Consider the following 23,341-nt stretch of genomic DNA (forward strand, 5'->3'; position numbering starts at 1 on the left):
GTGCTACCCCAACCCCCAGCGTCCCCCGTACGGCCACAACGTCCCCCTAGCACTAACGCCCATAAATATTTCATGCCTTGAAGTATTTTACATTGTCTTTCTTTACAAAGCAGGTTGAAAAGCGCTATTATGTTAGTAAGGTTGATTTAATAAATGCTTGGAGGAAGGGATTTGAATCACGTACCAGGGAATCAGAAGCTCGTACGCTCGACAAATCAGCAAATTATCCTTGATGTGGTAAGACGGCAGGGGCCGATCTCGCGGGCGGCGCTGGCCAAGATCGTCAAGCTGAGCGTGCCTAGCGTCTCGAGCAATATCGAGGCGCTGATCGGGCGCGGCATTATACGCGAGGCCGGCATCGAGGACGTGAGCACGATCGGCCGCCCGCCGATCATGCTGGAGTTCAACCGCTATTATGGCTATATCATCGGCATCGACCTCGGCGGCGAGGACATCACGGTGGCGCTCGGCGATCTGCAGGGCAATATTATCGCGGAGAAGCATCTGCGCATCTCGCTGGAGCAGAAGATCGCCCGCCAGCTGTTTGAGAACATCATCGAGCAGATCCGGCTGTTGCTAGAGGAGAACGGCATCGATCGCGAGCAGCTCAAGGTGATCGCGGCCGCGACGCCTGGCATCATCAATAAGAGCACCGGCTACTTTGACGTGGCGCCCCGCTTTGCGGAGTGGAACAAGCTCAATGTTGAGAAGATGCTCGAGGATAACTTCGGCGCGAAGGTGATCGTCATGAACGACATGAATCTGGTCACGATCGGCGAGAGCCGCTTCGGCGCGGCGATCGGGTACGAGAATGTCGTGACAATCAATGTCGATGTCGGTATCGGCGCCGGACTGCTCATCAACGGCAAGCTCTACGAGGGCGCCAGACTGGCTGCCGGGGAGCTCGGCTATTGGGTATCCCGCAGCAGTGTGGACCCGGAGACCGGCCAGCTGGTGACGACCAATCTCGATACCGAGATCTCGCTCCATTCGCTGATCCAGCAGGTGCGCAAGGATCTGGCCGACGGCGCGCAGAGCGAGCTGCTCGGGCTGTGCAAGCGCAAGCTGGACAAGGTCGACTTTGCCATGTTCGTCAAGGCGGTAGAGATGGAGGACGCATACTGCCTCCAGAAGATAAGGGAGATGATCGCTGCGCTGGCGCCGGTCATCGCCAATATTAGCGTATTTCTCGATCTGGAGCTGATCATTATTTGCGGTGACGCCGTACAGCTCGGGTATACCTTTATCCAGCCGCTGCGCGAGATGGTCAATAAGATTACGCCGCTGATGACGACGATCGTCTATTCGAGTCTGGGCAGCCGGGCAGGGATTAGCGGTGGATTTTCGGTGGCGCTGGACTATGTGATGGAGCAGATTTTGCTCGAGGGCTAAGTTTGAGATCAGGGGATTGACATTCCCTTGATCTCTGTTTTATTATTAAGTAAATTTAACTTAATAAATAGAAACAAAGGGGGACGACTTGGTCGATGAGGAAGGTTTTGAAGCTGCTCCTTCAGATTGCCTTATTGTTGTATGCGATTTCAATCATTTATCCCTTTGTCTGGATGATCCTCAACTCCTTCAAATCGGGGCCCGAGTTTTATCAGGACATCTGGAGCTTGCCCGAAACATGGCGTTGGAGCAACTATGACAAGGCGTGGGGGGAAAGCGGGCTCGCCAGCTATTTCCTGAACAGTCTGATCGTCACGGGGCTCGGCGCTCCGCTGGCCGTGCTGTCGGCGGCGACCTCGGCGTATGCGGTGGCGAAGTACCAATTTAAAGGCTCGATGCTCATTTACTTTTTTGCCATCTCGACGTTCCTCATCCCGAGTGTCGGATCGCTGGCGGCGTTGTATCAGCTGATGATCCAGCTCCAGCTGTTCGACTCGCTGGCAGGACTGATCCTGCTGTATGCGGCGGGGTTGTCGTTTAACTTCATCATCCTCTACGGGTTCTTCAAGGGCATCTCGTGGGAGTACGCAGAGGCGGCGTTCATGGATGGGGCCAACGACTGGCATGTGTTCTTCCGCATCATGCTGCCGCTGGCGAAGCCTGGCCTGGCCGCTGTCGGGCTGGTCACCTTCATCAACATCTGGAACGATTACTTCATCCCATACATGTTCCTGCAAAATCCGAAGCTGTACACCGTATCCGTCGGCTTGCAAAATCTGGTGCTCCGTCAGCAGTATGCCGCAGACTGGACAACCTTGTTCGCTGCACTGGTGCTGGCAACGATCCCGGTGCTGGTCGTGTACATGATGCTGCAGGATAAGCTGATCAGCGGGTTTACGACAGGGGGGCTGAAGGGCTAGATGAACAAGACTCGTCTGCGCAGGACAATCTGGACAGGAGTGATGGCGATGGCAGTCGGAACAAGCGGGTGCGCGCAGCAAGCGGAGCCGACAGAGGAGCAAGGCGTGTTCCCGGTAGGGATGTGGGTGTCGCCGCCGGTGGAGGAGCTGACGAACGAGCGGTACGAGGAGATCGCTGGCGCGGGGATCAATGTGGTGATCGGCTTCCAGGAATGGACCGGAGGCGAGGAGGCGCAGCGCAAGTCGCTCGATCTTGCTGCAGCGGCGGGCATGCGAGTGCTGGTCCGCGACCCCGAGCTGCTCGCCATCGATCCGGCCGATGAGGAGGCGCTGGCAGAACGTGTCTTGCGATATCAGGACCATGAGGCTTATATGGGGCATGTATTTTACGATGAACCGGCGATGGAGCAGTACGCGCAGCTCTCCACGCTGGCGGGTACTTATCGGACGCTTGTGCCCGAAGGGCTGGCGTATGTCAATCTGCTGCCGACCTACTCGACGCTTCATCAGCGAGGCGGCACGTATGACGAATATGTGCAAGGCTTCATCGAGCAGTTCCGTCCCGAGGTGCTCTCCTATGATCATTATCCGTTCCTGATCCAGCGTGAAGGGGCGGGCTCGGAGATCACGGAGGATTACTTCTATAACCTGGACTATATGAGTCGGCAGTCGGTCCAGCATAAGCTGCCATTCTGGACGTTCATCCAGACGCTGGCCTTCAACGACAGTCACCGCGATCCGACAGAGGCGGAGATCCGCTGGCAGGTGTTCACAAGTCTGGCCTATGGCGCCAAGGGCGTACAATACTTTACCTACTGGACGCCGGATAATGGCCGCGAATGGTTCGGGGATGCGATGATCGACCGGCAGGGCGAGCGCACGGCGCACTACGATCAAGTGAAGCGAGTCAATGAAGCGCTGCAGACGATGGGGCCGCATCTGCTCGGACTTACGTTGCAGGGCATGCATTATCATGGCTTCGAGCCGCCGCTCGTCGACGGCGAGGGAACGATCGCGGAAGCGATAATAGAAGTGGCGGGCGATCCGGCGTTGGTAGGCTCCTTCGTCGATCGTCGCGGCACGAGCAGCGCGCTCGTCGTCGGTCGCAGCTATGAAGCGCCAACTGCGCTGGAGCTGACGTTGGACGCCAGTGTCGATGAGGTTCTGGTGATCCAGGGGACGACGAGCGAGACGCGTAGACCGAATGGCGACCGCAAGCTGAGGCTGGAGCTGGCCCCCGGCGAGGGCGCATGGCTCCAATTCCGAACTTAGTCGATCAGTAATAAAGTGGCGTGCCGGTCGGCAGATGACGGCAGGCATGGCACTTTAGATATATAAATGAAAGCAAAACGAGGGGAGCTTACAGCGTATGAAATGGGTGAACTGGTCAAAGGTTGGAATCGTGTCGGTGATGGCGATGAGCGTTATCTTGTCGGGATGTACGAACTCGGGTGGCAATGGCGGCTCCGGATCGTCCGATCCGGGAAGCGGCGGCGAAGGCGCGCAAGGGAGCACCGAGGCTAAGGTGCTGAAGGTAGCCTTCTTCCAGGGGGGATACGGCGACGCGTGGTTCAAGGAGCTCAAGCAGCAATTTGAGGCCGCGCATGATAACGTGACGGTCGAGTTGGAGGGCGATCCGGGCATTATGGAGAAGATGGACCCGCGCTTCGAATCGGGCTCGAACCTGCCGGACGTGGCCTTCCTGACCAATACGCACTGGCAGATGTGGGCGACGCGGGGTTATCTGGCCGACCTGACCGATCTGTATGAGGGCGAGAGCGCCGACGGCGGCGCCTTCAAGGACACGATGAACGAGGTGGCGCAGCAATACGCGGTCTACCGCGATAAGGCGTATGTCATCCCGTGGTCGGACGGCATCCTGTCGATGGTATACAACAAGGGGATGTTCGAGGAGAAGGGCTGGACCGTACCGGAGACATGGGCCGACTTGCTTGAGCTGGCGCCGCAGATCCGGGCAGAGGGGATCGCGCCGATCGTCTTCCCGGGCAAGGTCATCGGGTATTGGGACTTCGTCGTCAAGCCGATGATCGTCCAGGCCGGCGGATTCGATACGCTGGAGGAGCTGCTGGCGATGGAGAGCCCCGAGGTGTTCGAGAACGAGGCGATCCTCCAGGCGCTCACGCAATACGAGTCGCTGTTCAAGGGCGATCTGCTGCTGAGCGGCTCCGAGGCGCTTAACCATACGGAAGCGCAGATGGAGTTCGTCAATGGCAAGGCGGCGATGATCCCGAACGGCAACTGGCTCGAGGGCGAGATGAAGTCGTCGCTGCCAGAAGGCTTCGATATGGCGATGATGAAGGTACCCGCCCTCGATGGCGCGAAGGAAAAGGACATCTACTTCAGCTCTGTCGGCGACATCGTCGTCGTACCTGCCAAGGCCAAGGAGCAGGAGCTAGCGCGAGAGTTCATCAAGTTCGCCTCCTCGCAGGAGATGAACCGCAGCTTCACCGAGCTGACAGGCGGCTTCCGTCCGTTCACTTATACGCTCGACGGTCTGGACGTTGGCAGCTTTACACAGAGCGTCATGGACATCATGCAGAACAACCGTCCGTTCACGTTTAACACGACGAGCCCGATGTTCTCGCGCATGGGCATGTATCCTTCGGGAGACGCCTATGGCAATATCGCCTTTGGCAGCAAGAGCGCCAAGCAGCAATACGAGGACGATATCGCCTTTGCCAAGTCGAAGTGGGATGAGTACAAAAAAGAGCTGGGTCTCGAGTAAAGCGTAGCCGGTTATCGCTTATTTACAGGTCCAATCCTGAAAGTCGCGCAAGCCGTGCAATTACGATCAAGCCAGCCACGCAAAGCATGCAAGTCAGCTTCAGGCTATACGCGCAGGTCAGAGCGAGCAGTCGGCTTGCGCGACTCTACCGCAAGCCGGAGCGTGCTCTGGCCTGCGCGGCTCTACCGCAAGCTGGAGCGGACTCTGGCCTGTTCGGCACTACCGCAAAATAAGGGAAGGTGATGCTCGTTGTTTGCCGATAAGAGGAAAATGACGCGGTTCTGGTTTTTGCTGTCCATGCTGGCCTTCCCGGTCGCGCACTATCTGGTGTTTACGGTCTACGTCAACTTCCAGACGGTGTTGTATTCCTTCAAGCGATGGAATGCCTATACGGGCAATATCGACTGGGTTGGCTTCTCGAACTATCGGACGATTGTGGAAAATCTGTTCTCCGATCCGCCGTTCCGCCATGCGTTCGTCAATACGTTTTTGTGGATCGGGCTTAATGTGCTTGTCCTCGTCCCGGCCTCGCTGATGGTCGCTTACATTTTATCGAAAAAGGTTAGGCTGCATCATTTTTATAGGATCGTCTATTTCTTCCCGTCGATCCTCTCGATCGTCATCGTGACGATGGTGTTCTCGTTTATGGTCAATCCGAATATGGGCATCGTCAACCCGATCCTGGGCGCGCTCGGACTGGAGAGCTGGCAGCGGGCGTGGCTGGGCAACCCGGATACGGCGCTGCCGACGGTGTTTTTCTACTGCGTATGGGCGGGCATCGGCATGAACTGCGCGATCCTGATGGGCGCGATATCCCGTATCCCGCAGGAGATGTATGAGGTCGGCAAGCTGGACGGCATCACCAAAGCGCGGGAGATCACGACGATCGTCATCCCGCTCATCTGGCCGACGATCTCGACGCTGGTCATCATCGGAACGAGCGCGGCCTTCACCGTCTTCCTGCAGTCGCAGCTGCTGACCAACGGCGGGCCGAACTTCGTGACCAATACGGCGGCCTTGCAAATCGTCAATCTGGTCCGGGAGGCGGAGTATGGCGTCGCTTCGGCATTTGGGCTGCTGCTGGCGCTGGTTGGCTTCGCGGTCACCTGGACGATCAAGCGTTTCCTAGATCGCCGTCAGGGACCGGAATATTAATGGAAGGAGTCGGCGTGGAATGAAGGTGGGAACAAGCTATTTTGGCAACAAGGCAGTGCCGTATGTCGCCCAGGATATGGCGTATCTGCAGCAGGAGGGCTTCACGGATGTGCTGTTCACCTTCAATGAAGAGGATACGATCTTCTATATGCAGGCGATGAAGGAGATGGTGGCGGCTGCGCATCGGCAAGGCTTGCAGGTGTCGGTCAGCCCCTGGTCGGTGGCCAATATCTTCGGCGGGCAGGCGCTGTCCAAGTTCGTCGCCTATCACCCGGAGGAGTGTCAGGTCGGCTCCGACGGCAAGACGTACCCGGCCGCGTGTCTCAACAGTCCGAAACTGCTGGAGCTGATGCACGGGTGGCTCGACAGCGCCGCCGAGATCGGCGCGGATCTCGTATTCTGGGACGAGCCGCACTGGCTGCTGTACGAGACGGGGTTGTTCGATATGGAGCCGGATACGTGGGGCTGCCGCTGCGAGCGCTGCCAGCAGCTCTTCGAATCGACGATGGGCTATCCGATGCCGCTGGAGGAGACGACAGATGTGATCCGATTCAAGCATGACGGATCGGTGCGGCTGGTGGGCGAGCTGTCTCGCTATGCCCATGCGCTGGGTATGCGGGTCGCCGTCTGTCTGCTGCCGATCCTCAAGACGCCGGAGGACTGGCAGCACTGGCACGATATCGCGAGCTGCCCGGATGTCGATATCTTCGCTACCGATCCGTACAGCGTGATGGGCGAGACGGGGCTCGACGATCACTATCTGAAGGGCACCTACGACTATGTCCGGTACTACTCGGAGAAGGTGCTGGAGCTGTGTGAGCAGTACGGCAAGGAAGGGCAGATCTGGATCCAGAACTTCCGCATCCCGTCCGGTCAGGAACCGGAGGTGGCGATCGCCGTCGAGGCCGCCAGCCAGGCGGGCATCCGCAATCTGTTCGCTTGGGGTTTCAGGGGTAGCGAGTACATGTCGTTCCTGCGCTGCGAAAATTCGGAGGCAGCATGGAGCGCCTACAAGCAAGCGGTACAAAAGGCCAGACTGCAGGCGGTAGGCGGGGAGTAGGTGCAAAGGCTCGCTAGAGAGCCGGCAGTCTGATCGAATAGGCAAGCATGCAACTCACTCTACTATAATGAGGTGTTAGGAATGCGCATGTGGAAAAAAACAATCGCTATCGCTAGCCTGCTGTCGCTTGCCGTAACGGGGGGCGGCGCGTCTGTCGGCGCGTACTCGCCGCAGCTGAACCCTTTCCCAATCGGCATCTTCTGGCCGCCGGGACCGGCAGCGACGTCGAATCAGACCTATGCGGACATCGCCGGCATGGGCGCGAACTTCGTCGTCGGCGGCAACGGCATCAACTCGTACGCCACCAATGACGCTGCGCTGCAATACGCGCAAGCCAACGGGGTCCGGATCCTCGTCGACGATGAACGGCTGGTCTGGCGCGAGCAGGCCGTGACCCAGACGACGACCGGCATGGGGCTCAACGTCAGCAGCAGCAACCGGATCGGACAGACGATCACGACACCGTCCGGCACAGGCTGGGGCCTCAATACAGTCAAGCTGTATATCGATAAGGATAACTGGAGCGCCGGCACTACGCTCACGCTGAGCTTATACGACAGTCCCCAGAAGACGAATCTGCTGGCGAGCAACGCCATCACGGGTCCGGTCGATACGTTCTACCCGGTCTTCCGTCTCCACACAGCTGTCGCCAGTAATACGCAGTATTACTTGGAGCTGACGAGCAATAGCGCGACGCCGACGGGATGGGTCGTCACCAGCGCGGGCGACAGCTACAGCGGCGGACGTGCTTATTCCAACGGTACGCCAGAAAATCTCGATCTGTGGTTCGACATCGGCTTCGGCCAACGCGCCTACAATGACAGTCATCAGCCGAGCGCTGCGGATATCGCGGACATCGCCTCCCATTATCGCACACGGGGCGGGGTGCAGGGCTATCACGTCTACGACGAGCCATCCATCGAGCATATGGCCCGCATCGATCAGACGATCCGCAGCCTGAGGCAGACGGACCCGGATCATATGTCGTTCGTCAATCTGTTCCCGAACTATGCGTCGGAGGCGCAGCTCGGGTTGGACCGCTTCACCGGGGAGTTCATCAGCTCATCCAACAGACTCGGCCAGACGCTCACGACCAAGGAGGGGCAGACTCGCATCGACACGGTGCAATGGTGGGTTGACCATTCGCAATGGGGCAGCGGCGAGCAGCTGACGCTTCGTCTGTGGAATGGGCCAGCCAAGACGACGCTGATCGCCGAGAAGACGCTGAGCTCGTCGACTACGGACTGGCCGGTCTTCGACCTGCAGGCTAATGTCTCGCCTTCGACCAGCTACTATATGGAGCTGACGCATAATGGCGGCGGCAACAACAGCATCGGCTGGGTCGTCCGCTCGCACGCCAACGAGAAATGGAACAACGACGGTACGGCCTATATTAACGGCTCGGCGATCGCGGCGGACTTCTGGTATACGGTCAACCAGACGATCCAGGGTCGCACCTATGAGGACTATGTGTATCGCTGGGTGAACAAGCAGCCCGACGTGTTGTCCTTTGACCATTATCCATTCCTGATCGACGGTTCGATGCGTCAGGACTACTACGCCAATCTCGAGGTCATCCGCAGACAGGCGCTGCGCGCCGATGTGGACTTCTGGTCCTACATCCAGTCTGTCGGCGTCACCGGGGTATGGCGGGCGCCGTCGGAGAGCGACATGCGCTATCAGATCTACACCAATCTGGCGTACGGCGCCAAGGGCTACATCTACTTCACGTACCAGACGCCGGCCTCGAGCGGGGGAGAGTCGTTCTTCAATGGTCTGCTGCTGCCTGACGGTACCAAAAACGCCTCGTACACGTGGGCGCAGCAGTTGAACGGCGAAGTAGCGAAGTTGGGACCGACGCTCATGGGTCTCACGAGCAACGGCGTCTATCATAACGGTACGGTGCCGTCAGGCGCTCAGGCCGTACCAGCGTCCTTCTATTGGAAAGCGGCCGACGCCGCAGCGCCGGTCGTGATCGGCTCCTTCGTAGACGGACAGAATCGCAAGTATATCCTCGTCGTCAATCGGGACAATGCAAATGCGAGAACGCTCAGCTTCAATGTCAATCCGCGGCCATCGGCGGTCACCGAGGTATCCAAGCAGACAGGCGCGGAGACGAGTACCAACTACAATGCGGCTACCGGCGTGATCTCCGCCTCGTTCCAGCCTGGCGAGGGCAAGCTGTATGCGCTCCCGGCAGGGTACTGAGGGGTGCGAGGCGCGGTAGCATCGTAAGGCAAAAGCGCAGTAGATGTGCACTATGCGGCAGGCGCTGCGGGCAAGCTCTTCTACGCAGCATAAAAGGGACGGCTCCGCTGTCATCCTCATGGATGACGGCAGGGCCGTCCCTTTGCATTGTTCACTGCCAGAGAGCAGTAGCAATGGCGCGTCGCTCTGCGAGGAGTCGTGGCCTGTCGCAGATCGTTGCGCCTGTACGCTTGTCTTGGCGGGGCTGCCAGAACGGATGACGAGCCCCACCAGACGGCTCCAGTCCCCCGCTACACCAGCCCGCGATCCATCGCCTTGACGATGAGGGCGGCGAACAGGCTGTTGGACCAGGCGAACCAGGGACGGGAGAAGTCCGATGGGTCGTCGGGGTGGAAGCCCTCGTGCATGTAGCCGGTGTCGGCGTCGGTGTTGATCAGCATGTCGATCAGCTCGCGGATCTCGTCGTCGTCCTGCGAGGTGAGCGCCTGCATCGAGAGCGCCATATGCCAGACATAGCCGCCCGGCGTGTGCGGGCTGCCGATGCCGCGCGCATGCTTGCCTTCAAAGTAGAACGGATTGTCGAAGCTGAGCGCAAAGCGGCGCGTGTTCTGGTAGATCGGATCGTCTGCTCCGACATAGCCGATGTACGGGATCGAGATGAGTCCCGGCGTGCCGGCGTCGTCCATCAGGCAGTAGTTGCCGAAGCCGTCGGTCTCGTACGCATAGATCTGGCCGTACTTCGGATGGTTGACGATGCCATAGGCGCGGATGCCGTAGTCGATCTCCCGACGCAGCTTGTCGGCGCGCGCCGCCAACCGCTCGTCCTTGTAGATCTCGGTCGCGATCTGGCGGATATGGCCGAGCACGACGACGGCGAACATGTTGTTCGGGATGTTGTAGCCGAACAGGCAGGCGTCGTCGCTCGGTCGGAAGCCCGACCAGGTCATGCCGGTATAGTTGACCGGGAGCCCGCGCCCTTCATTTTGCAGCGTCTCGGTCTCCTGCTGGGTGTCGCGGATGAAGTGGTACGGCGAGCGCTCCATATGGCGCTGCTCGGTGATCATCAGCTCGACGGCCGAGGTGATCGCCCGGTAGCAGGTGTCGGTGAAGACGTCGGTGCGGCCGGTCGTCTGCCAGTAGTCGTGCAGCAGCTGGATCGGGAAGCAGAGCGAGTCCAGCTCGTACTTGCGCTCCCACATCCACGGGTTCAGATTGCAGTCGTCGGAGGCGCGATAGTGAGCGTCGCTCGCCGTCTCGTTGAACGCATTGGTATACGGATCGATCGTCAGGTAGAACATCTGGCGGGCGATCAGGCCGCCGATGATCCGTTGCAGCTCGGGATCGTCCTTGGCGAGCGGCAGGTAGTGGCGAACTTGCTCAGTCGAGTCGCGCAGCCACATCGCCGGGATGTCGCCGGTGAAGACGAAGGTGGTGCCGTCGTCCATCAGCTTGGTCGTCGTCTCGAGCGTGTTGGGGAAGGTGTTGCGGAACAGTCGCTGCAGCTTCGGCCGGTGGGCGAGTCGCTCGTCGGTCTGGTCCAGATAACGGGATACGGATGCTGGGATAGTCATCGGTTGAGTCCTCCTGCTTTCGTTGTCATCGGTCTCAAGACAGGGTGTCACACCGTGCCAGGAAGCGCAATATGTATCATTTGAGTGGCTGATCCGGGGTTCAAAACCTACACATTATGGTATGGACAATCCCGGTTTCGCGCCGCTTGACCATCGCTCGGAAGCCTTGTCATGCCTGGCCTGACGGGCTTTTTGACATGACAATGCATAGACGACATATTTACCCCTGTCCGCCGCAATGCCTACAATGTGAGCTATAAGCTTGAGCGAGACGGATATGAATACGCTTGCTTGATCGGGCATCAGCCACAGCTGCCGGAAAGGGCCGAATTCGCGAATCGTCAGGCGCGGCATGATGCCGCGCCATTCAGATGAAAGCGGCTTCGCCAGAGGCAGAACAGAGGGCTGAGCCAAGGGAAAGGAGACGGTACGATTTGAAAGCAAGTCATGAATTGACGCCTCAGACGAACGCCATGCCGGGACGACCGAAGAAGATATCCTGGCGCAGAAGAATCATGCACAACTGGGAACTCTACTTATTTATCGCGCCGTGCATGCTGTACTTTTTGATCTTTCATTATTTACCGATGTACGGGGTCCAGATTGCCTTCAAAAACTTCCAGCCCGCCAAGGGCATTACCGGCAGTCCATGGATCGGCTTCGACCATTTCGAACGGTTTTTTAACTCCTATTATTTCTGGGATCTGCTCTGGAACACGCTCAGCATCAGCCTGTATGAGCTGGCGGTCGGGTTCCCGCTGCCGATCATCCTGGCCCTGGCCTTCAACGAGATCAGGAACGGCTTCTTCAAGAAAAGCGTCCAGACGGTCACCTATGCGCCGCATTTTATCTCCATCGTCGTCATGGCGGGCATGATCATCACGTTCTTGAGCCCATCGTCCGGCATCCTGATCCGCATGATCGAGTGGGTGGGGCTGCAGCCGGCCAACTTCCTGGAGGACCCGGCCTGGTTCAAGACGGTCTACGTCATCTCCGGCGTGTGGCAAAGCGCGGGCTGGGGCACGATCATCTACCTGGCGGCGCTCTCCGGCGTCGATCCGCAGCTTCATGAAGCTGCGATCGTGGACGGCGCGAGCCGCTTCAAGCGGGTGCTGCACATCAACATTCCGACGATTATCCCGACGATCTCGATCCTGCTCATCCTTAATGTGGGCAATATCCTCGGCGTCGGCTACGAGAAGATCCTGTTGCTGCAAAACTCGCTGAACATGGAAGCCTCCGATGTGATCTCGACCTTTGTCTACAGAGCGGGTCTGCTGAACAATCAGCTCAGCTTCTCCACGGCGGTAGGGTTGTTCAACTCCGTGGTCAACGCCATCCTGCTCATCACGGTCAATCGCATCGCCAAAAAGACAAGCGACAACAGTCTATGGTAAAAGGAGGTCACAGCTATGATATCGGCTATTAAAGAATCCAGAGGGGACAAGCTGTTCCTGGCCTTTGTCTACCTCTTCCTGACGGCGGCGCTGATCGTCGTGCTCTACCCGCTGGTCTATATGCTCAGCGCATCGGTCAGTACGCCCCGATATGTCAACTCCGGCGAGATGTGGCTGTTGCCCAAGGGTTTTACGTTGGAGGGGTTCAAGCTCGTATTCGAGAACGCAAAAATCTGGATGGGCTACCGCAACACGATCCTCTATACCGTGGTCGGGACCTTGATTAATCTCGCGGTGACGCTGCCGGCGGCGTATGCGCTGAGCCGCAACGACTTTTTTGGACGTCAGCTCTTCATGATCCTGATCCTGGTCACGATGTTTTTCAACGGCGGCCTCGTGCCGACCTATCTCGTCGTCCGCGATCTGGGGCTGATCGATACGATGTGGGCGCTTATCCTGCCGGTGTCCGCTACCGTGTGGAATATTATCGTCGCCCGCACCTTCTTCCACTCCACGATCCCGAAGGAGCTGCAGGAGGCTGCCCATATCGATGGCTGTACGAATCTGCGTCTGTTCGTCAAGATCGTGCTGCCGCTGTCGGCGCCGATTATCGCGGTTATGGCTCTGTTCTACGGGGTTATGCATTGGAACAGCTATTTCTCGGCGCTCATCTACCTCAATGACGAGAATAAATTCCCGTTGCAGATGGTGCTCCGTCAGATCCTGGTGCTCCAGCAGATGGGAGCCGAGACGTCGAGCGGCATGCTGAGCGCGGATATGGCTGCGGTAGCCGCATCCAAGGCCGAGCTGGCCTCGATGGTCAAATATGCCGTCATCATCGTCTCGACGCTGCCGATTATCGCCATCTATCCGTTCCTGCAGCGTTACTTCGTGCAGGGCGTCATGATCGGCTCGGTCAAAGGCTGAGCTAGCGAGGCTGATCGAGCGCAACATCTCTGTTAATATACGAAGAGCAGGCCCCGGGTCGGAGCTGGCCATGCGACTGCAATTATTTGCCTTCCGATAATCAAGGGAATCGCCGTACTCTTCGTTTATTATAAAAGAATGACAAGCAAGGTTATCCAAAGGAGGATCACGAATGAAACGAGTCAAAAAAGGGTTGGGCCTGGTGCTTGCAGGGGCCATGATCGCCGGAGCATTGTCCGCATGCAGCAGCTCGACAGAGACCAACAAAGGCAACGAGCAGGGCGTAGCGGCGGAGCTGGTCAATGCGGAGGGCTTCCCGATCGTCAACGAACCGCTCAAGCTCACGATGATGGGCCCGGATGTCGGCATCCAGAACTGGAACGACATGCTGGTATTCCAGGAGATGGAGAAGCTGACCGGCATTACGATGGAATTCCAAAATGCGCCGAAGGACGGCTTCGAGACGAAGAAAAACCTCGTCTTCTCCAGCGGCTCGTACCCGGATATCTTCTATGCGGCCGGTCTGACGCCTGCGGAGCAGATGAACTACGGCGAACAGGGCATCCTGCTGCCGCTCGAGGACTTGATCGAGACCCATGCGCCGAACGTCAAACAAATCCTCGACGAGAATCCGTCGATCCGCAAGTCGATCACGGCGCCGGACGGCCATATCTACGCGCTGCCGGTCATCGAGTTCAACCAGCCGTGGTACCGCAATCCGCTCTGGTATAACGGCGAATTCCTGACCGCGCTCGGCATCGACAAGCTGCCTGAGACGACAGAGGAGCTGTACACGTATCTGAAGCGCGTCAAGGAAGAGGACCCGAACGGCAACGGCAAGGCCGACGAGATCCCGCTGTCCTCGGCTTCTCCGAACAACAGCTTGCGCGATATCCGCACTTGGCTGCTGGGCGCATTTGGCATCTACGAGGAAGAGATCTATGTCGACGACAACGATGTCGTGCATTACACGCCGATGGAAGAGGGCTACAAGCAATACCTGACGTATCTGAACAGACTGTGGAACGACGGGCTGCTCGATCAGGAGAGCTTCTCGCAGACGGCCGAGCAGCGCGAGGCCAAAGCGCGCAACAACCAACTGGGCTTGTTCTCGGCCTGGACGGCGTTCCAGATGATGGGCGAGGAGCCGAACAGCGACGATCCGATGTTCCTGCCGGTCGTCAGCGAATTCGTGGACAAGCCGGCCATCGCCAAAAACAAAGGCATCAACACTGGCGCATTCGCCATCTCCAATACGAATCCGTCGCCTGAGGCATCGCTGCGCTGGATCGATCATGCGTACTCGGTCGAGGGCGCGACGATGTTCAACAAAGGACCGGAGGGCGTGCTCTGGCAATATACGGACAAGGAAAACCACGTCAAGGAATATCTGCCGGTACCGGACGGCGGCGACCGCGAGGAATACCGTTCCCGCATCACGCCTAACTATGGTATCCCGGCTCCGACGATCAACCTGCCGGAGATCGACAAAGGTCTGCTCGGCGAGGTCGATGACTGGGTAGCCAACGAGACCAAAACGAAGCTGCTCGACCGCGGCGCGCGTATTCCGTTCCCGGTATTGTTCCTGACGCCGGAGGAGCAGTCCGAAGTGACGATGATGACCTCCGACCTCAATACGTATGTCCGCCAGATGGAGGCGAAGTTCGTCACCGGCGCCGAGCCGCTGACAAGCTGGGACAACTATGTGAGCACCGTCAAGAAAATGGGCGGCGACCGTATGGCCGAGATCCATCAAGCGGCGTACGACCGTTGGAAAAACAGCTAAGCAACCGACTCGAACATGCGACCGACTCTCCGAAGGCAATGGCCTTCGGGGAGTTTGGTCATGCAACACTACCACAAGCTGGAGCAGTATCAGCGCAGGAGGCATACAGACCCCGTGATGAAAATAACCCGACATCCCGAAAATCCGATCGTCGTCCCCGGCGAATACGAGTGGCGCAAAGCGACGGTGTTCAACCCGGCCGTCATTATCGATAACGGCAAATTCTACATGATCGAGCGCACCGCTGGCTCGCTCACTCCTTGCAAAAACTATCTCGGCCTGCTGGAGAGCGAGGACGGCGTCCACTTCACGCATGTCGTCGACCAGCCGGTGCTGACGCCGGACGAGCTGGGCTTCCCGTACGGCAGCGTGCAGGACCCGCGCGTCGTCAAGATCGACGGGACCTTCTACATGAACTATGCGCTGCGGCCGTGCGCGATGAGCTACTATCCGACCAACACCGGCGTGCCGGAGCGCTCGATCCCCGAGTATCCGGACGGCTGGGGCGAGGAGCCGGGCCACTGGCTGACCCGCTCCTCGATCGTCAAGTCGGACAACCTGATCGACTGGGAGTTCGTCGCGGACACCACCGAGCTCGACATCAACGATCGCGACAACATCCTGTTCCCGGAGAAGATCAATGGCCGTTACGTGCTGTTGCGCCGCCCCGAGGAGTATATCGGCGAGGCGTACGGCACCGAGAAGGCTGCGATGTGGATCACCTACTCCGACGATCTGATCACCTGGGACGAGCCCAAGCTGCTGGCCAAGGCGGAGAATATGGCGTGGGAATCCCGCAAGATCGGCGGCTCGACGCCGCCGGTGAAGACGGACAAGGGCTGGCTCGTGCTCTATCACGGCGTCGACGAGAACATCGTCTACCGTGTCGGCGCGCTGCTGCTCGATCTGGACAACCCGGAGAAGATCATCGCCCGCACGCATAACTTCATCATGGAGCCGGAGACGTACTACGAGAAGTTCGGCTACCAGATCCCGAACGTCGTCTTCCCGACCGGCAATGTCGTCAAGGACGGCTTGCTCTACATCTACTACGGCGTCACCGACACCGCGATCGCGCTGGCGACCGTGCCGCTCGACGAGCTCGTCGAGTATGTGCTGAATGAGTCGAAGTAAGGTTAGGACTCGTCGGGTACGCAAAAACCTCCAACCCATGCAGCCTGTGGGGTGGAGGTTTTTTTGTATTATAGTGGAGCTAAAAGCCATCGATACGATTCACGTAAGGTATGGTAAACGATTTGAATCGATTGTGGGGCGTTACGACGATGTGCCGAGAAAATGATTCGTAAAAAACTCCAACTGGTATTCCATGCTTAATGGATCATTGAAATAAAAGGTTTTCGCATCCGCCTCGAAGACGTGATTGTTTTTGACAGCTTCGATATGCTGGTAGACCTGCGTCTGCTGGAAGGAATTGTCCTCGTCCGCATTTTTGCTGAAAATAATATAATCGCCCGTATATTCGCCCAGCACCTCTGTCGAGACAGCCAGGTAACCTTCGCTTTTTGTAGCCTCCTGTACGGATTGCGGCATCTTCAGCTTGAATACATCATACAAAATTTCGGTCCCGCGCCCGAATTTGTAGCCATACACGTAAAGCTGCTTGTTGAAGGTTTCGATGACAGAGACGGTGGCCTCTTCGCCAATCTTTGCCCGGATTTCATCGCCGATCTTCTCTGCCTTCTCCTTGAAGCTCTCCACCCATGCCCGCGCTTCCTGCTCCTTGTTCAGCAGTTTTCCGATCTCGATCTGCTGCTCGTAGAAATCGATCTTTCCGTAGGTGTACAGAACGGTCGGCGCGATCTTGCTCAGTTGCTCCATATTGCTATTGCCTGCCATACCGATAATCAAATCCGGCTCCAGCTCCATGATCTTCTCTAGGCTCTCATCCGATACGGTCTCGACGCCCTGCAGCTGGCTGGCGAAGTTCGGGTTATCCCTGGACATCTCATCCACCCCGACGAGGGGGACGCCCAGCGCCATGACATTGCCAGTGAGGAACCGGGTTAACACGACGACGCGCTGCGGGTGCTCGGGCACTTCGACCGGACCGTTCTCTGACATATAGGTAACTGTTTGTGCAGCGTTCGCGCCCTCTGCCTCAGATGGCTTGCTATTCGCGTTGTTTTGCTGCCCGCTGCCGACGGATTGTTGCTCCCCTTTATTTTCTTGATTGGCGCCACATGCGGCGAGCATTACAGCTAACGCCACCAGGACGATCAGCTTTTTCATTGTTCGTTCTCTCCTTTTTGTAACAGACCCTTTAGTCTAATTGATTATGAATATCATTCTTGATTACTTAGACTATTATAGGGCGACTGTTTGAGAGGAGCCATGGCTTTTTGACAGCAAAAACGCTTGGACTATTGGCTGGACGCGATGGACGCGAACAGGGCGACCGCCCGATGCAATTGCAGGCGCAGCGACACCGGATTGTAGGGAACCCACTCATTCTGATCCAGCATATGCACCTTGTCCTGGCGAACAGCGGGCAGCTGCTGCCAGTGCGGAGTCTCCATTAGCTGCTCCACATGAAAGTAAGCGCCCTGGGCATCCGCAAAAGGAAGCACAAGCAGGCGGTCGCCGACATATTCGCTCAACTGGCTGCTCTGAATCGGGAGCGAATGAAATTGCTCGCCCAATCGGGCGATCTCCGCAGCGATGGGGGCAGAGGGACGAAGCCCAAGCGAATGGTACAGCACATAACCAACATTACGAGCGCCATAGATCCGAATGTTGTCCGGCCTGAGCACGAGTACGGTGACGGATTCGTCTGCCGCCCGAGTATGGGCTAGCGCGCGTCGCGCTTCCTGCTCCTCCAGCTCAAACTCGGCTAGCCACTGCTCGGCTAGCTCGCTTCGATGGACCGCTCTGGCGATGAGCCGAAACTGATCCTTCCAGCCGAACTGCATCCAGGAAATATCAATCACCGGGGCAATCGCCCGGAGCCGGGCGGCTGTCAGTCCGCAGGCTTCCATATGCTCGGATGCTGCAATTATCAGATCGATGCGCTGGCTGCGCAAAAACGCCAGCAGCTGCTCTGGCGGGTATTCGGCGTTGATTAGCCGGGTCGTATGAGGCAGCTCCAGGCCATCTGTACTTACATATTCATTGTTTTCTACAACAGCGACGGCAGGCGGTACGCCTAACTGCAACAGATGGCTCACATAGGGGGCCAGGAAGACCGCGACGCGGAGGTTATCTGAATGGGCAAACTCGGAGGGCGAGGCGCCTGTTTGCTGTTTGAAGCGGCGGCTCAAATAAAATTCGTCCTTGTAGCCTGCCAGATGGGCAATTTCGCGGAGGGTGCCGCCCCCGGATAAAATGAGCTCCTTGGCGCGATTGACACGCAACCGCGACAAGTATTCATTCGGGGAGAAGCCCGTCCGCTGCTTGAACTGAAGGGAATAATGCGACAGGCTCATACCGGCCATCGCGGCCAAGCTTTCGCGCTTGATCTTGTCTGCGTAATGCCGTTCCATATAGTCGATGCTATGCGCCAGACTGGGCTGATCGCTGGAGCCCTTGACCGCCTCAAGCGCCTGCAGGACATGCAGCAGCAACTGGTGCAGCACAATCTGATGGTGCAGATGCCTAGCCTCGTGCGCTGGCGACCGGTGCGAATGCAGTTCAGCAAGCCAGGCAAGCAGCGCCGGGTCATCAGGCAGAGACAGCGGCTGGTCGTTGCGCTCGAAGGCACTCTGCTGTACCCAGACCTCCGACGGCAGACCAGCCGGGCCTTGCGTCTGGATAGCCAGCGTGTAGGCTTGCAGCGGCTGCTGTCGCTCGGTTATGAGCACCGCGCTACAGTGGGGCGGCAACAGCACAGCTTGTCCTTTTGTTAACGTGTATATCTGCCCGCCAGCTTCGAGGCTCCCCTGGCCGACCGCGACGGCAATCAGCAACGCTGACGAAGCGGTCTCGATAGCCTGCCTCGGCGCAGTGGCGCCGCAATGGAGCGAATCGACAGTACCCGAATACAACGGATACCAGGATTCCACCCATTCTGAAGGCTGATAGTTCATTCGGTCCTCTCCATTTCCCTGACTCAGCGGCTTAATATACTTTATATTATCACCATTCTGGGGTAGGAAAACAATCGGGAGGCCTCCTACTGACAAGAGTAAACTCCAATTGACATATGGTTACAATTGAACCAAACTTAATGATATGATGTCTATTCCCAAGCGGATGCAATCATACAATGAAAGCTGAAAGGACTGCAAACGACACGATGAAAAAAAGATGGATCGTCCTGCTGTTCATTTGCCTGATTGGAGCGGGAGGGGTGTATTATTTCAGCTCTGCTGCAAGCTCACAACCCGGTGAAAATCTCCAATCGCTGCTGGCCCGATGGGACCAAGGGGAGGTGGAGGAAGCGGAGAAAAACGAGATTATGGCTCGTCTCATGGAATATACACGTAACACTTCCAAGGCGCCCAAAGAGAGCTTGCCTTCCTTGTCCAACCAACTCTCTGTGATGGAGGCGGGGGAGCTCAGCATCGTTGAGTATATTGAAAACCCGGCGTTCTATGGCTCGAGCGGGCGGGAGAGTTATCATTTTGCCGCGTATAATGACCGTATCTTATGGTTCGATAACAAGGGGAGCATGCGCGTCGACCACCTCCTGAAGCGAGCGGATGACCTTTACTATATGCTGGCGACCGATTACAGAATGTCCATGATAACCGGGATACAGCTATTTGAGCTGCGGCTCAATCAGGATGAGCTTCAGGTCCATCCCTTGCTCACAAAGGTCGGGGACGAGGGGAAGTTCACCTATGACAGTCAAAACCACATCTTGTATTACGATAACGGCCATCTGTATTGGAAGGAAATCGCTGCGAACGGCGAGGAAATCGCAGTGACTAACGGGGATGAGGATTTCGTATTGAAGGTAGCTGAGGATGGACTGTACCGTCTCTCCTCCTCAGAGTAAGGCACTGCGGCAAACGGGGGGACAAACGATGAAGAAGCTTTTGGTCTATGTAGGCGGGCTGATGGCGCTGGGGGTCGATCGGGCGGAAATGAGGGGATCATGTTGTTGTTGTCTGGCGGATCGAGGAAAAGAGCAATTATTATTGTAATGGCTATATTGATCGTCATCGGCGCCGCTGTGCTGCTATTTCTCTATAAAAATTGGACGATCATGCAATATAAGTCGGGCTCAAAACCGGTCGTATTAAATGAGCTGGAGCCGACGGACACGACACCGCAGGGAGAGACGATCCGACTCCCGAACAGCCATCGCTGGATCGATGAATGGAAGATTGGAGTGACGGATTTTTACTATGTAGAGGGCTTGGATGCGCTCCGATTCGGGCTGTGGTACCGGAAGTGGGACTACGATAATGTGAGCAAAGTGGTAGAGGTGGAGCTGGTCGATGACGCGGGGACGCGTTATGAGACGTATGCGTACACGAATCTGCCCGATGCTGGCGTGTACGAGACGTTCCAGATTCGGGAGATCCGAGGGATTAACCTGCCTCAAGTGACCGCGTTGACGATGATGGTTAAGCCCGAGCACGGCGGCGAAGCGGTCGCTATTCCTGTCTATGCGAAATGAGCGGCTTAAGCTCTACTCAGCTCTACGACACAAGGTGCGTACAGGGGAGCACTCAAGTAGCGCACAAGGAGTACTCAAGTAGCGTATAAAAAGCACGCAGAATAAAGAGCGGTACCAGGATTTGTTGCGACCTGGGACCGCTTGTTTGGCATTGCTTCGATGGCGAGATTTGGGTTTTCCAGCATGAGTGCGGCGCTAGGCGGTGCGTTTGCCATAAGCGCAAAGAAAGACGCGTACGCCCTCAGTGAGGATGCGTTTCGTTTGTTCCTCCTCCCAATCTGCTTGCTTCGGTTGATCAAAGACCAATAAAAACGTTAATGCAGCGAAGTGCTTTGTAGCCATGACCGGATCGCGCACATCGAGCAGCCCCGCTTGTCCTAACTCGGTGAACCTTTGGATAAGCCCCTCTTCGGTGGAGCGATCCAGTTTTTCCAGAAAAGAAGCTGGCAGGTTAGCGGACTCCATCATCACCAGACGGATCAGAGCGCTATAATCGGACGAGCCTTGCGCAGAAGCTACGAATTGCTGGCAAAATAAGATGAGCGCCTCCTCCAGATTCTCAAACTCCGTGAGGTGATCCGCAATCCCTTGCTTAATCATGTCCAGAACCGCCCAGCTGGTTTCTTCTACAACAGCGAGCAGCAGGCTTTGCTTGTCGCCATAATAATCATAGACGGTCCGTTTGGAGACGCCCGCTGTAGCCGCGATAGCGTCGACGCTGGTGCGATCAAACCCGTCTGACAGAAACAGCTCTCGTGCCGCGGCCATAATTTTTGCACGTTTCTCTAAAGAGCCCTTGCGAATTTTTTTGTTTGCCGTATGCTCCATGTTGAAATAGCCCCCTATAACGTAAATGCAAGAAAGTCGAATGGAGTTGCGCTTTACAAACTACACTGCACGGTGTAGTATAACAAATGCAACTTATCAAATCAATGATTGGAGAGGATTTTGTCTATGAACACTGTGTCGTCTCAAGTTGATGTTCTCATCGTCGGAGCTGGACCAACCGGACTTACACTTGCCTGCGACCTTGCCCGTCGCCACGTCGATCATCGGATGATTGAGCGCAGCGCCTCATATAACGTAGCGTCTCGCGCCAAAACGATCCAGCCCCGCGCGCTTGAGGTCGCCGATGACCTGGGGGCCGTTCGGCATATTGTGGACACAGGGGTTGTGGATCTGCCTGTACGTTATTATACCGCAGAAGGCCAATGTGTGGACACGCCGCCTATTACCGTTGCAGCCAGCGCCGAACTGGAGACCCCGTATCGCGATCCGGTCTGGATCGCTCAGTATGATGTGGAGCACGCATTGCGCGACCGCTATGCGGCGCTTGGCGGACATATCGAGATGGGCGTGGAAGCTGCAGGGCTTGAACAGGATGCGGATGGCGTGACGGTGACCGTGATGACGCCGCAGGGAGAAGAGCGAATCCGCGCTCGTTATGTCGTGGGCGCTGACGGAGGCAAAAGCAATATCCGCAAGTTTATCGAGCTGCCGCTCGTTGGCAAAACGTACGATCAGGAGCGGTGGTACCTTGGGGATGTGCGATTGGAGGGGGAGGGACTGGAGCGCGACCGTATCCATATCTGGACCTCTCCGGAGGGGATGATCGGAGTGACTCCGTTGCCCCAATCCGATATCTGGCAGCTGCAGGCCACAATCCCGGTAGAAATCGAGGACCCGAAGGAGCCGTCGCTTGAAGCGTATCAAGCCATGCTGGACCGACGAGCCGGTGCACGGCGCGTCCGCCTCACGGATGCCTCCTGGCTGTCGATCTATCGGATCAATGTTCGTATGGTGGAAAGCTACCGCAACGGCCGGATATTCCTTGCTGGCGACGCCGCTCATGTTCATTCCCCAGCCGGTGGTCAAGGCATGAATACGGGGATACAGGACGCATACAATCTTGGGTGGAAGCTGGATGCCGTCTTGCGCGGAGCGGCCCCCGCCTTGCTCGACACGTACGATGAGGAGCGTCGCCCTGTAGCCCGAGCCGTGCTCGAGGACAGCACGAGGAAGATGGGAGGGATCGTAGGGACGGCGACTGAACGCGGAGCTTTATCCCAATCGTTGAGCGATGTAACCGACGACCTGACGAGCGGGCTACTCGTCTCCTATCGCTTGAGCTCGCTATCCCGATCGTCTGCTCGAACGAATGCTGCCCGCGTGTTGCCCGGGGATCGCGCTCCCAATGCGGAGAGGCTGCAAGGGGCAGGGTTTGCAGGAACTGTTTTTGACCTGTTGCGCGGCCCGCATTGGACGCTGTTGGCATTTGTGGCCAGCACAGATCGTCTTCCTTTGGCGGACTTGGCCTGCGACCAACTCCATGTGCATCGCATCCTGAATGCGCAAGCGGAGGGAGCGGGGGCGACGGATGCAGCGGAGGCAGCCATACTCGACACGGCGGGCAACGCTTATCGAATCTACGATGTGGCGAGCGAGGAGCTCGTATTGATTCGTCCCGACGGTTACATCGCGCTACGCGCCTCCGTAGAGGACACCGCATCGGTCTCGCACTACTTGCACGCGATCTATAACGCTAATTGACTGGAACGACGCTGGCGGGAAAGCGCGGAAAACGAGAGCTCAACG

At 57.4% G+C, this 23,341-nt stretch carries 18 protein-coding genes; 14 read left to right on the plus strand and 4 right to left on the minus strand.

The genetic code is table 11. The annotated features are described in order from the left end of the window. Window positions 1–171: 171 nt before the first annotated feature. The 7 genes from PA598K_RS29550 (at window position 172) to PA598K_RS29580 (ending at window position 9,481) form a co-directional block, all read left to right on the plus strand. Window positions 172–1,392, plus strand: coding sequence for an ROK family transcriptional regulator (locus PA598K_RS29550; RefSeq protein ID WP_185602302.1), 1,221 nt, complete (start codon window positions 172–174; stop codon window positions 1,390–1,392). Between the two features lie 95 nt (window positions 1,393–1,487). Continuing rightward, window positions 1,488–2,312: a carbohydrate ABC transporter permease gene (locus tag PA598K_RS29555; protein WP_128660384.1), complete on the plus strand. Its 825-nt coding sequence runs from the start codon at window positions 1,488–1,490 to the stop codon at window positions 2,310–2,312. Window positions 2,313–2,360: 48 nt separating this feature from the next. After that, window positions 2,361–3,584, plus strand: coding sequence for a beta-galactosidase (locus PA598K_RS29560; protein ID WP_185602303.1), 1,224 nt, complete (start codon window positions 2,361–2,363; stop codon window positions 3,582–3,584). 97 nt (window positions 3,585–3,681) lie between these two features. Then, on the plus strand, window positions 3,682–5,058 hold the full coding sequence (locus tag PA598K_RS29565; protein ID WP_128660386.1) for an ABC transporter substrate-binding protein: 1,377 nt from the start codon (window positions 3,682–3,684) through the stop codon (window positions 5,056–5,058). 270 nt (window positions 5,059–5,328) lie between these two features. Continuing rightward, window positions 5,329–6,213, plus strand: coding sequence for a carbohydrate ABC transporter permease (locus PA598K_RS29570; protein ID WP_148092010.1), 885 nt, complete (start codon window positions 5,329–5,331; stop codon window positions 6,211–6,213). A 19-nt stretch (window positions 6,214–6,232) separates the two neighbouring features. Continuing rightward, window positions 6,233–7,273, plus strand: coding sequence for a hypothetical protein (locus tag PA598K_RS29575; protein WP_128660388.1), 1,041 nt, complete (start codon window positions 6,233–6,235; stop codon window positions 7,271–7,273). Window positions 7,274–7,360: 87 nt separating this feature from the next. After that, a complete protein-coding gene (locus tag PA598K_RS29580; RefSeq protein ID WP_221414189.1) occupies window positions 7,361–9,481 on the plus strand; it encodes a hypothetical protein in 2,121 nt (706 codons plus the stop codon). A gap of 290 nt (window positions 9,482–9,771) precedes the next feature. On the opposite strand, the gene PA598K_RS29585 is transcribed toward PA598K_RS29580, so the two are convergent. Then, window positions 9,772–11,052: a glycoside hydrolase family 125 protein gene (locus PA598K_RS29585; protein WP_128660390.1), complete on the minus strand. Its 1,281-nt coding sequence runs from the start codon at window positions 11,050–11,052 to the stop codon at window positions 9,772–9,774. A 473-nt stretch (window positions 11,053–11,525) separates the two neighbouring features. Here PA598K_RS29585 and PA598K_RS29590 point away from each other — a divergent pair, with 473 nt between their 5' ends. The 4 genes from PA598K_RS29590 (at window position 11,526) to PA598K_RS29605 (ending at window position 16,296) form a co-directional block, all read left to right on the plus strand. Beyond that, entirely contained in the window at window positions 11,526–12,449 is a 924-nt protein-coding gene (locus PA598K_RS29590; RefSeq protein WP_185602304.1) for an ABC transporter permease, read from the plus strand. A gap of 15 nt (window positions 12,450–12,464) precedes the next feature. Continuing rightward, window positions 12,465–13,376, plus strand: a complete 912-nt coding sequence (locus tag PA598K_RS29595; protein WP_128660392.1) for a carbohydrate ABC transporter permease — start codon at window positions 12,465–12,467, stop codon at window positions 13,374–13,376. 172 nt (window positions 13,377–13,548) lie between these two features. After that, window positions 13,549–15,162, plus strand: a complete 1,614-nt coding sequence (locus PA598K_RS29600; protein ID WP_128660393.1) for an extracellular solute-binding protein — start codon at window positions 13,549–13,551, stop codon at window positions 15,160–15,162. Window positions 15,163–15,222: 60 nt separating this feature from the next. Next, complete coding sequence (locus PA598K_RS29605) at window positions 15,223–16,296, plus strand: glycoside hydrolase family 130 protein (protein WP_128660394.1); 1,074 nt, start codon at window positions 15,223–15,225, stop codon at window positions 16,294–16,296. A 141-nt stretch (window positions 16,297–16,437) separates the two neighbouring features. On the opposite strand, the gene PA598K_RS29610 is transcribed toward PA598K_RS29605, so the two are convergent. Together PA598K_RS29610 and PA598K_RS29615 are read right to left on the minus strand one after the other, a co-directional pair. Next, window positions 16,438–17,412 (minus strand): iron-hydroxamate ABC transporter substrate-binding protein, encoded by a 975-nt coding sequence (locus PA598K_RS29610; protein ID WP_128660395.1) that lies wholly within the window; start codon window positions 17,410–17,412, stop codon window positions 16,438–16,440. Between the two features lie 131 nt (window positions 17,413–17,543). Beyond that, window positions 17,544–19,205 carry a helix-turn-helix domain-containing protein gene (locus PA598K_RS29615; protein WP_128660396.1) on the minus strand — a complete coding sequence of 554 codons (1,662 nt, stop codon included), beginning with the start codon at window positions 19,203–19,205 and terminating at the stop codon, window positions 17,544–17,546. A gap of 209 nt (window positions 19,206–19,414) precedes the next feature. Here PA598K_RS29615 and PA598K_RS29620 point away from each other — a divergent pair, with 209 nt between their 5' ends. Together PA598K_RS29620 and PA598K_RS29625 are read left to right on the plus strand one after the other, a co-directional pair. Beyond that, the gene (locus tag PA598K_RS29620) at window positions 19,415–20,119 is read left to right on the plus strand and encodes a hypothetical protein (protein WP_128660397.1); all 705 of its coding nucleotides are present in this window, start codon (window positions 19,415–19,417) and stop codon (window positions 20,117–20,119) included. A 147-nt stretch (window positions 20,120–20,266) separates the two neighbouring features. Continuing rightward, window positions 20,267–20,746, plus strand: coding sequence for a hypothetical protein (locus PA598K_RS29625; RefSeq protein ID WP_128660398.1), 480 nt, complete (start codon window positions 20,267–20,269; stop codon window positions 20,744–20,746). A gap of 195 nt (window positions 20,747–20,941) precedes the next feature. Here the strand turns inward: PA598K_RS29625 and PA598K_RS29630 are convergent, their stop codons facing one another. Continuing rightward, window positions 20,942–21,574: a TetR/AcrR family transcriptional regulator gene (locus PA598K_RS29630; protein ID WP_128660399.1), complete on the minus strand. Its 633-nt coding sequence runs from the start codon at window positions 21,572–21,574 to the stop codon at window positions 20,942–20,944. Between the two features lie 126 nt (window positions 21,575–21,700). Between PA598K_RS29630 and PA598K_RS29635 the strand changes: the two genes are divergently transcribed. After that, a complete protein-coding gene (locus PA598K_RS29635; RefSeq protein WP_128660400.1) occupies window positions 21,701–23,296 on the plus strand; it encodes an FAD-dependent monooxygenase in 1,596 nt (531 codons plus the stop codon). The last annotated feature ends 45 nt before the right edge of the window (window positions 23,297–23,341 follow it).

This window comes from Paenibacillus sp. 598K (genome assembly GCF_003851045.1).
In the GTDB taxonomy this organism is placed as follows: Bacteria; Bacillota; Bacilli; order Paenibacillales; family Paenibacillaceae; genus Paenibacillus_D.

What these genes read in the sequence shown, in the direction of transcription:
- PA598K_RS29555 (WP_128660384.1), top strand. Translation starts at nt 1,488, where the DNA reads ATGAGGAAGGTTTTGAAGCTGCTCCTTCAGATTGCCTTATTGTTGTAT.
- PA598K_RS29560 (WP_185602303.1), top strand. Translation starts at nt 2,361, where the DNA reads ATGGCAGTCGGAACAAGCGGGTGCGCGCAGCAAGCGGAGCCGACAGAG.
- PA598K_RS29565 (WP_128660386.1), top strand. Translation starts at nt 3,682, where the DNA reads ATGAAATGGGTGAACTGGTCAAAGGTTGGAATCGTGTCGGTGATGGCG.
- PA598K_RS29570 (WP_148092010.1), top strand. Translation starts at nt 5,329, where the DNA reads ATGACGCGGTTCTGGTTTTTGCTGTCCATGCTGGCCTTCCCGGTCGCG.
- PA598K_RS29575 (WP_128660388.1), top strand. Translation starts at nt 6,233, where the DNA reads ATGAAGGTGGGAACAAGCTATTTTGGCAACAAGGCAGTGCCGTATGTC.
- PA598K_RS29580 (WP_221414189.1), top strand. Translation starts at nt 7,361, where the DNA reads ATGTGGAAAAAAACAATCGCTATCGCTAGCCTGCTGTCGCTTGCCGTA.
- PA598K_RS29585 (WP_128660390.1), bottom strand. Translation starts at nt 11,052, where the DNA reads ATGACTATCCCAGCATCCGTATCCCGTTATCTGGACCAGACCGACGAG.
- PA598K_RS29590 (WP_185602304.1), top strand. Translation starts at nt 11,526, where the DNA reads ATGCCGGGACGACCGAAGAAGATATCCTGGCGCAGAAGAATCATGCAC.
- PA598K_RS29595 (WP_128660392.1), top strand. Translation starts at nt 12,465, where the DNA reads ATGATATCGGCTATTAAAGAATCCAGAGGGGACAAGCTGTTCCTGGCC.
- PA598K_RS29600 (WP_128660393.1), top strand. Translation starts at nt 13,549, where the DNA reads ATGAAACGAGTCAAAAAAGGGTTGGGCCTGGTGCTTGCAGGGGCCATG.
- PA598K_RS29605 (WP_128660394.1), top strand. Translation starts at nt 15,223, where the DNA reads ATGCAACACTACCACAAGCTGGAGCAGTATCAGCGCAGGAGGCATACA.
- PA598K_RS29610 (WP_128660395.1), bottom strand. Translation starts at nt 17,412, where the DNA reads ATGAAAAAGCTGATCGTCCTGGTGGCGTTAGCTGTAATGCTCGCCGCA.
- PA598K_RS29615 (WP_128660396.1), bottom strand. Translation starts at nt 19,205, where the DNA reads ATGAACTATCAGCCTTCAGAATGGGTGGAATCCTGGTATCCGTTGTAT.
- PA598K_RS29620 (WP_128660397.1), top strand. Translation starts at nt 19,415, where the DNA reads ATGAAAAAAAGATGGATCGTCCTGCTGTTCATTTGCCTGATTGGAGCG.
- PA598K_RS29625 (WP_128660398.1), top strand. Translation starts at nt 20,267, where the DNA reads ATGGCTATATTGATCGTCATCGGCGCCGCTGTGCTGCTATTTCTCTAT.
- PA598K_RS29630 (WP_128660399.1), bottom strand. Translation starts at nt 21,574, where the DNA reads ATGGAGCATACGGCAAACAAAAAAATTCGCAAGGGCTCTTTAGAGAAA.
- PA598K_RS29635 (WP_128660400.1), top strand. Translation starts at nt 21,701, where the DNA reads ATGAACACTGTGTCGTCTCAAGTTGATGTTCTCATCGTCGGAGCTGGA.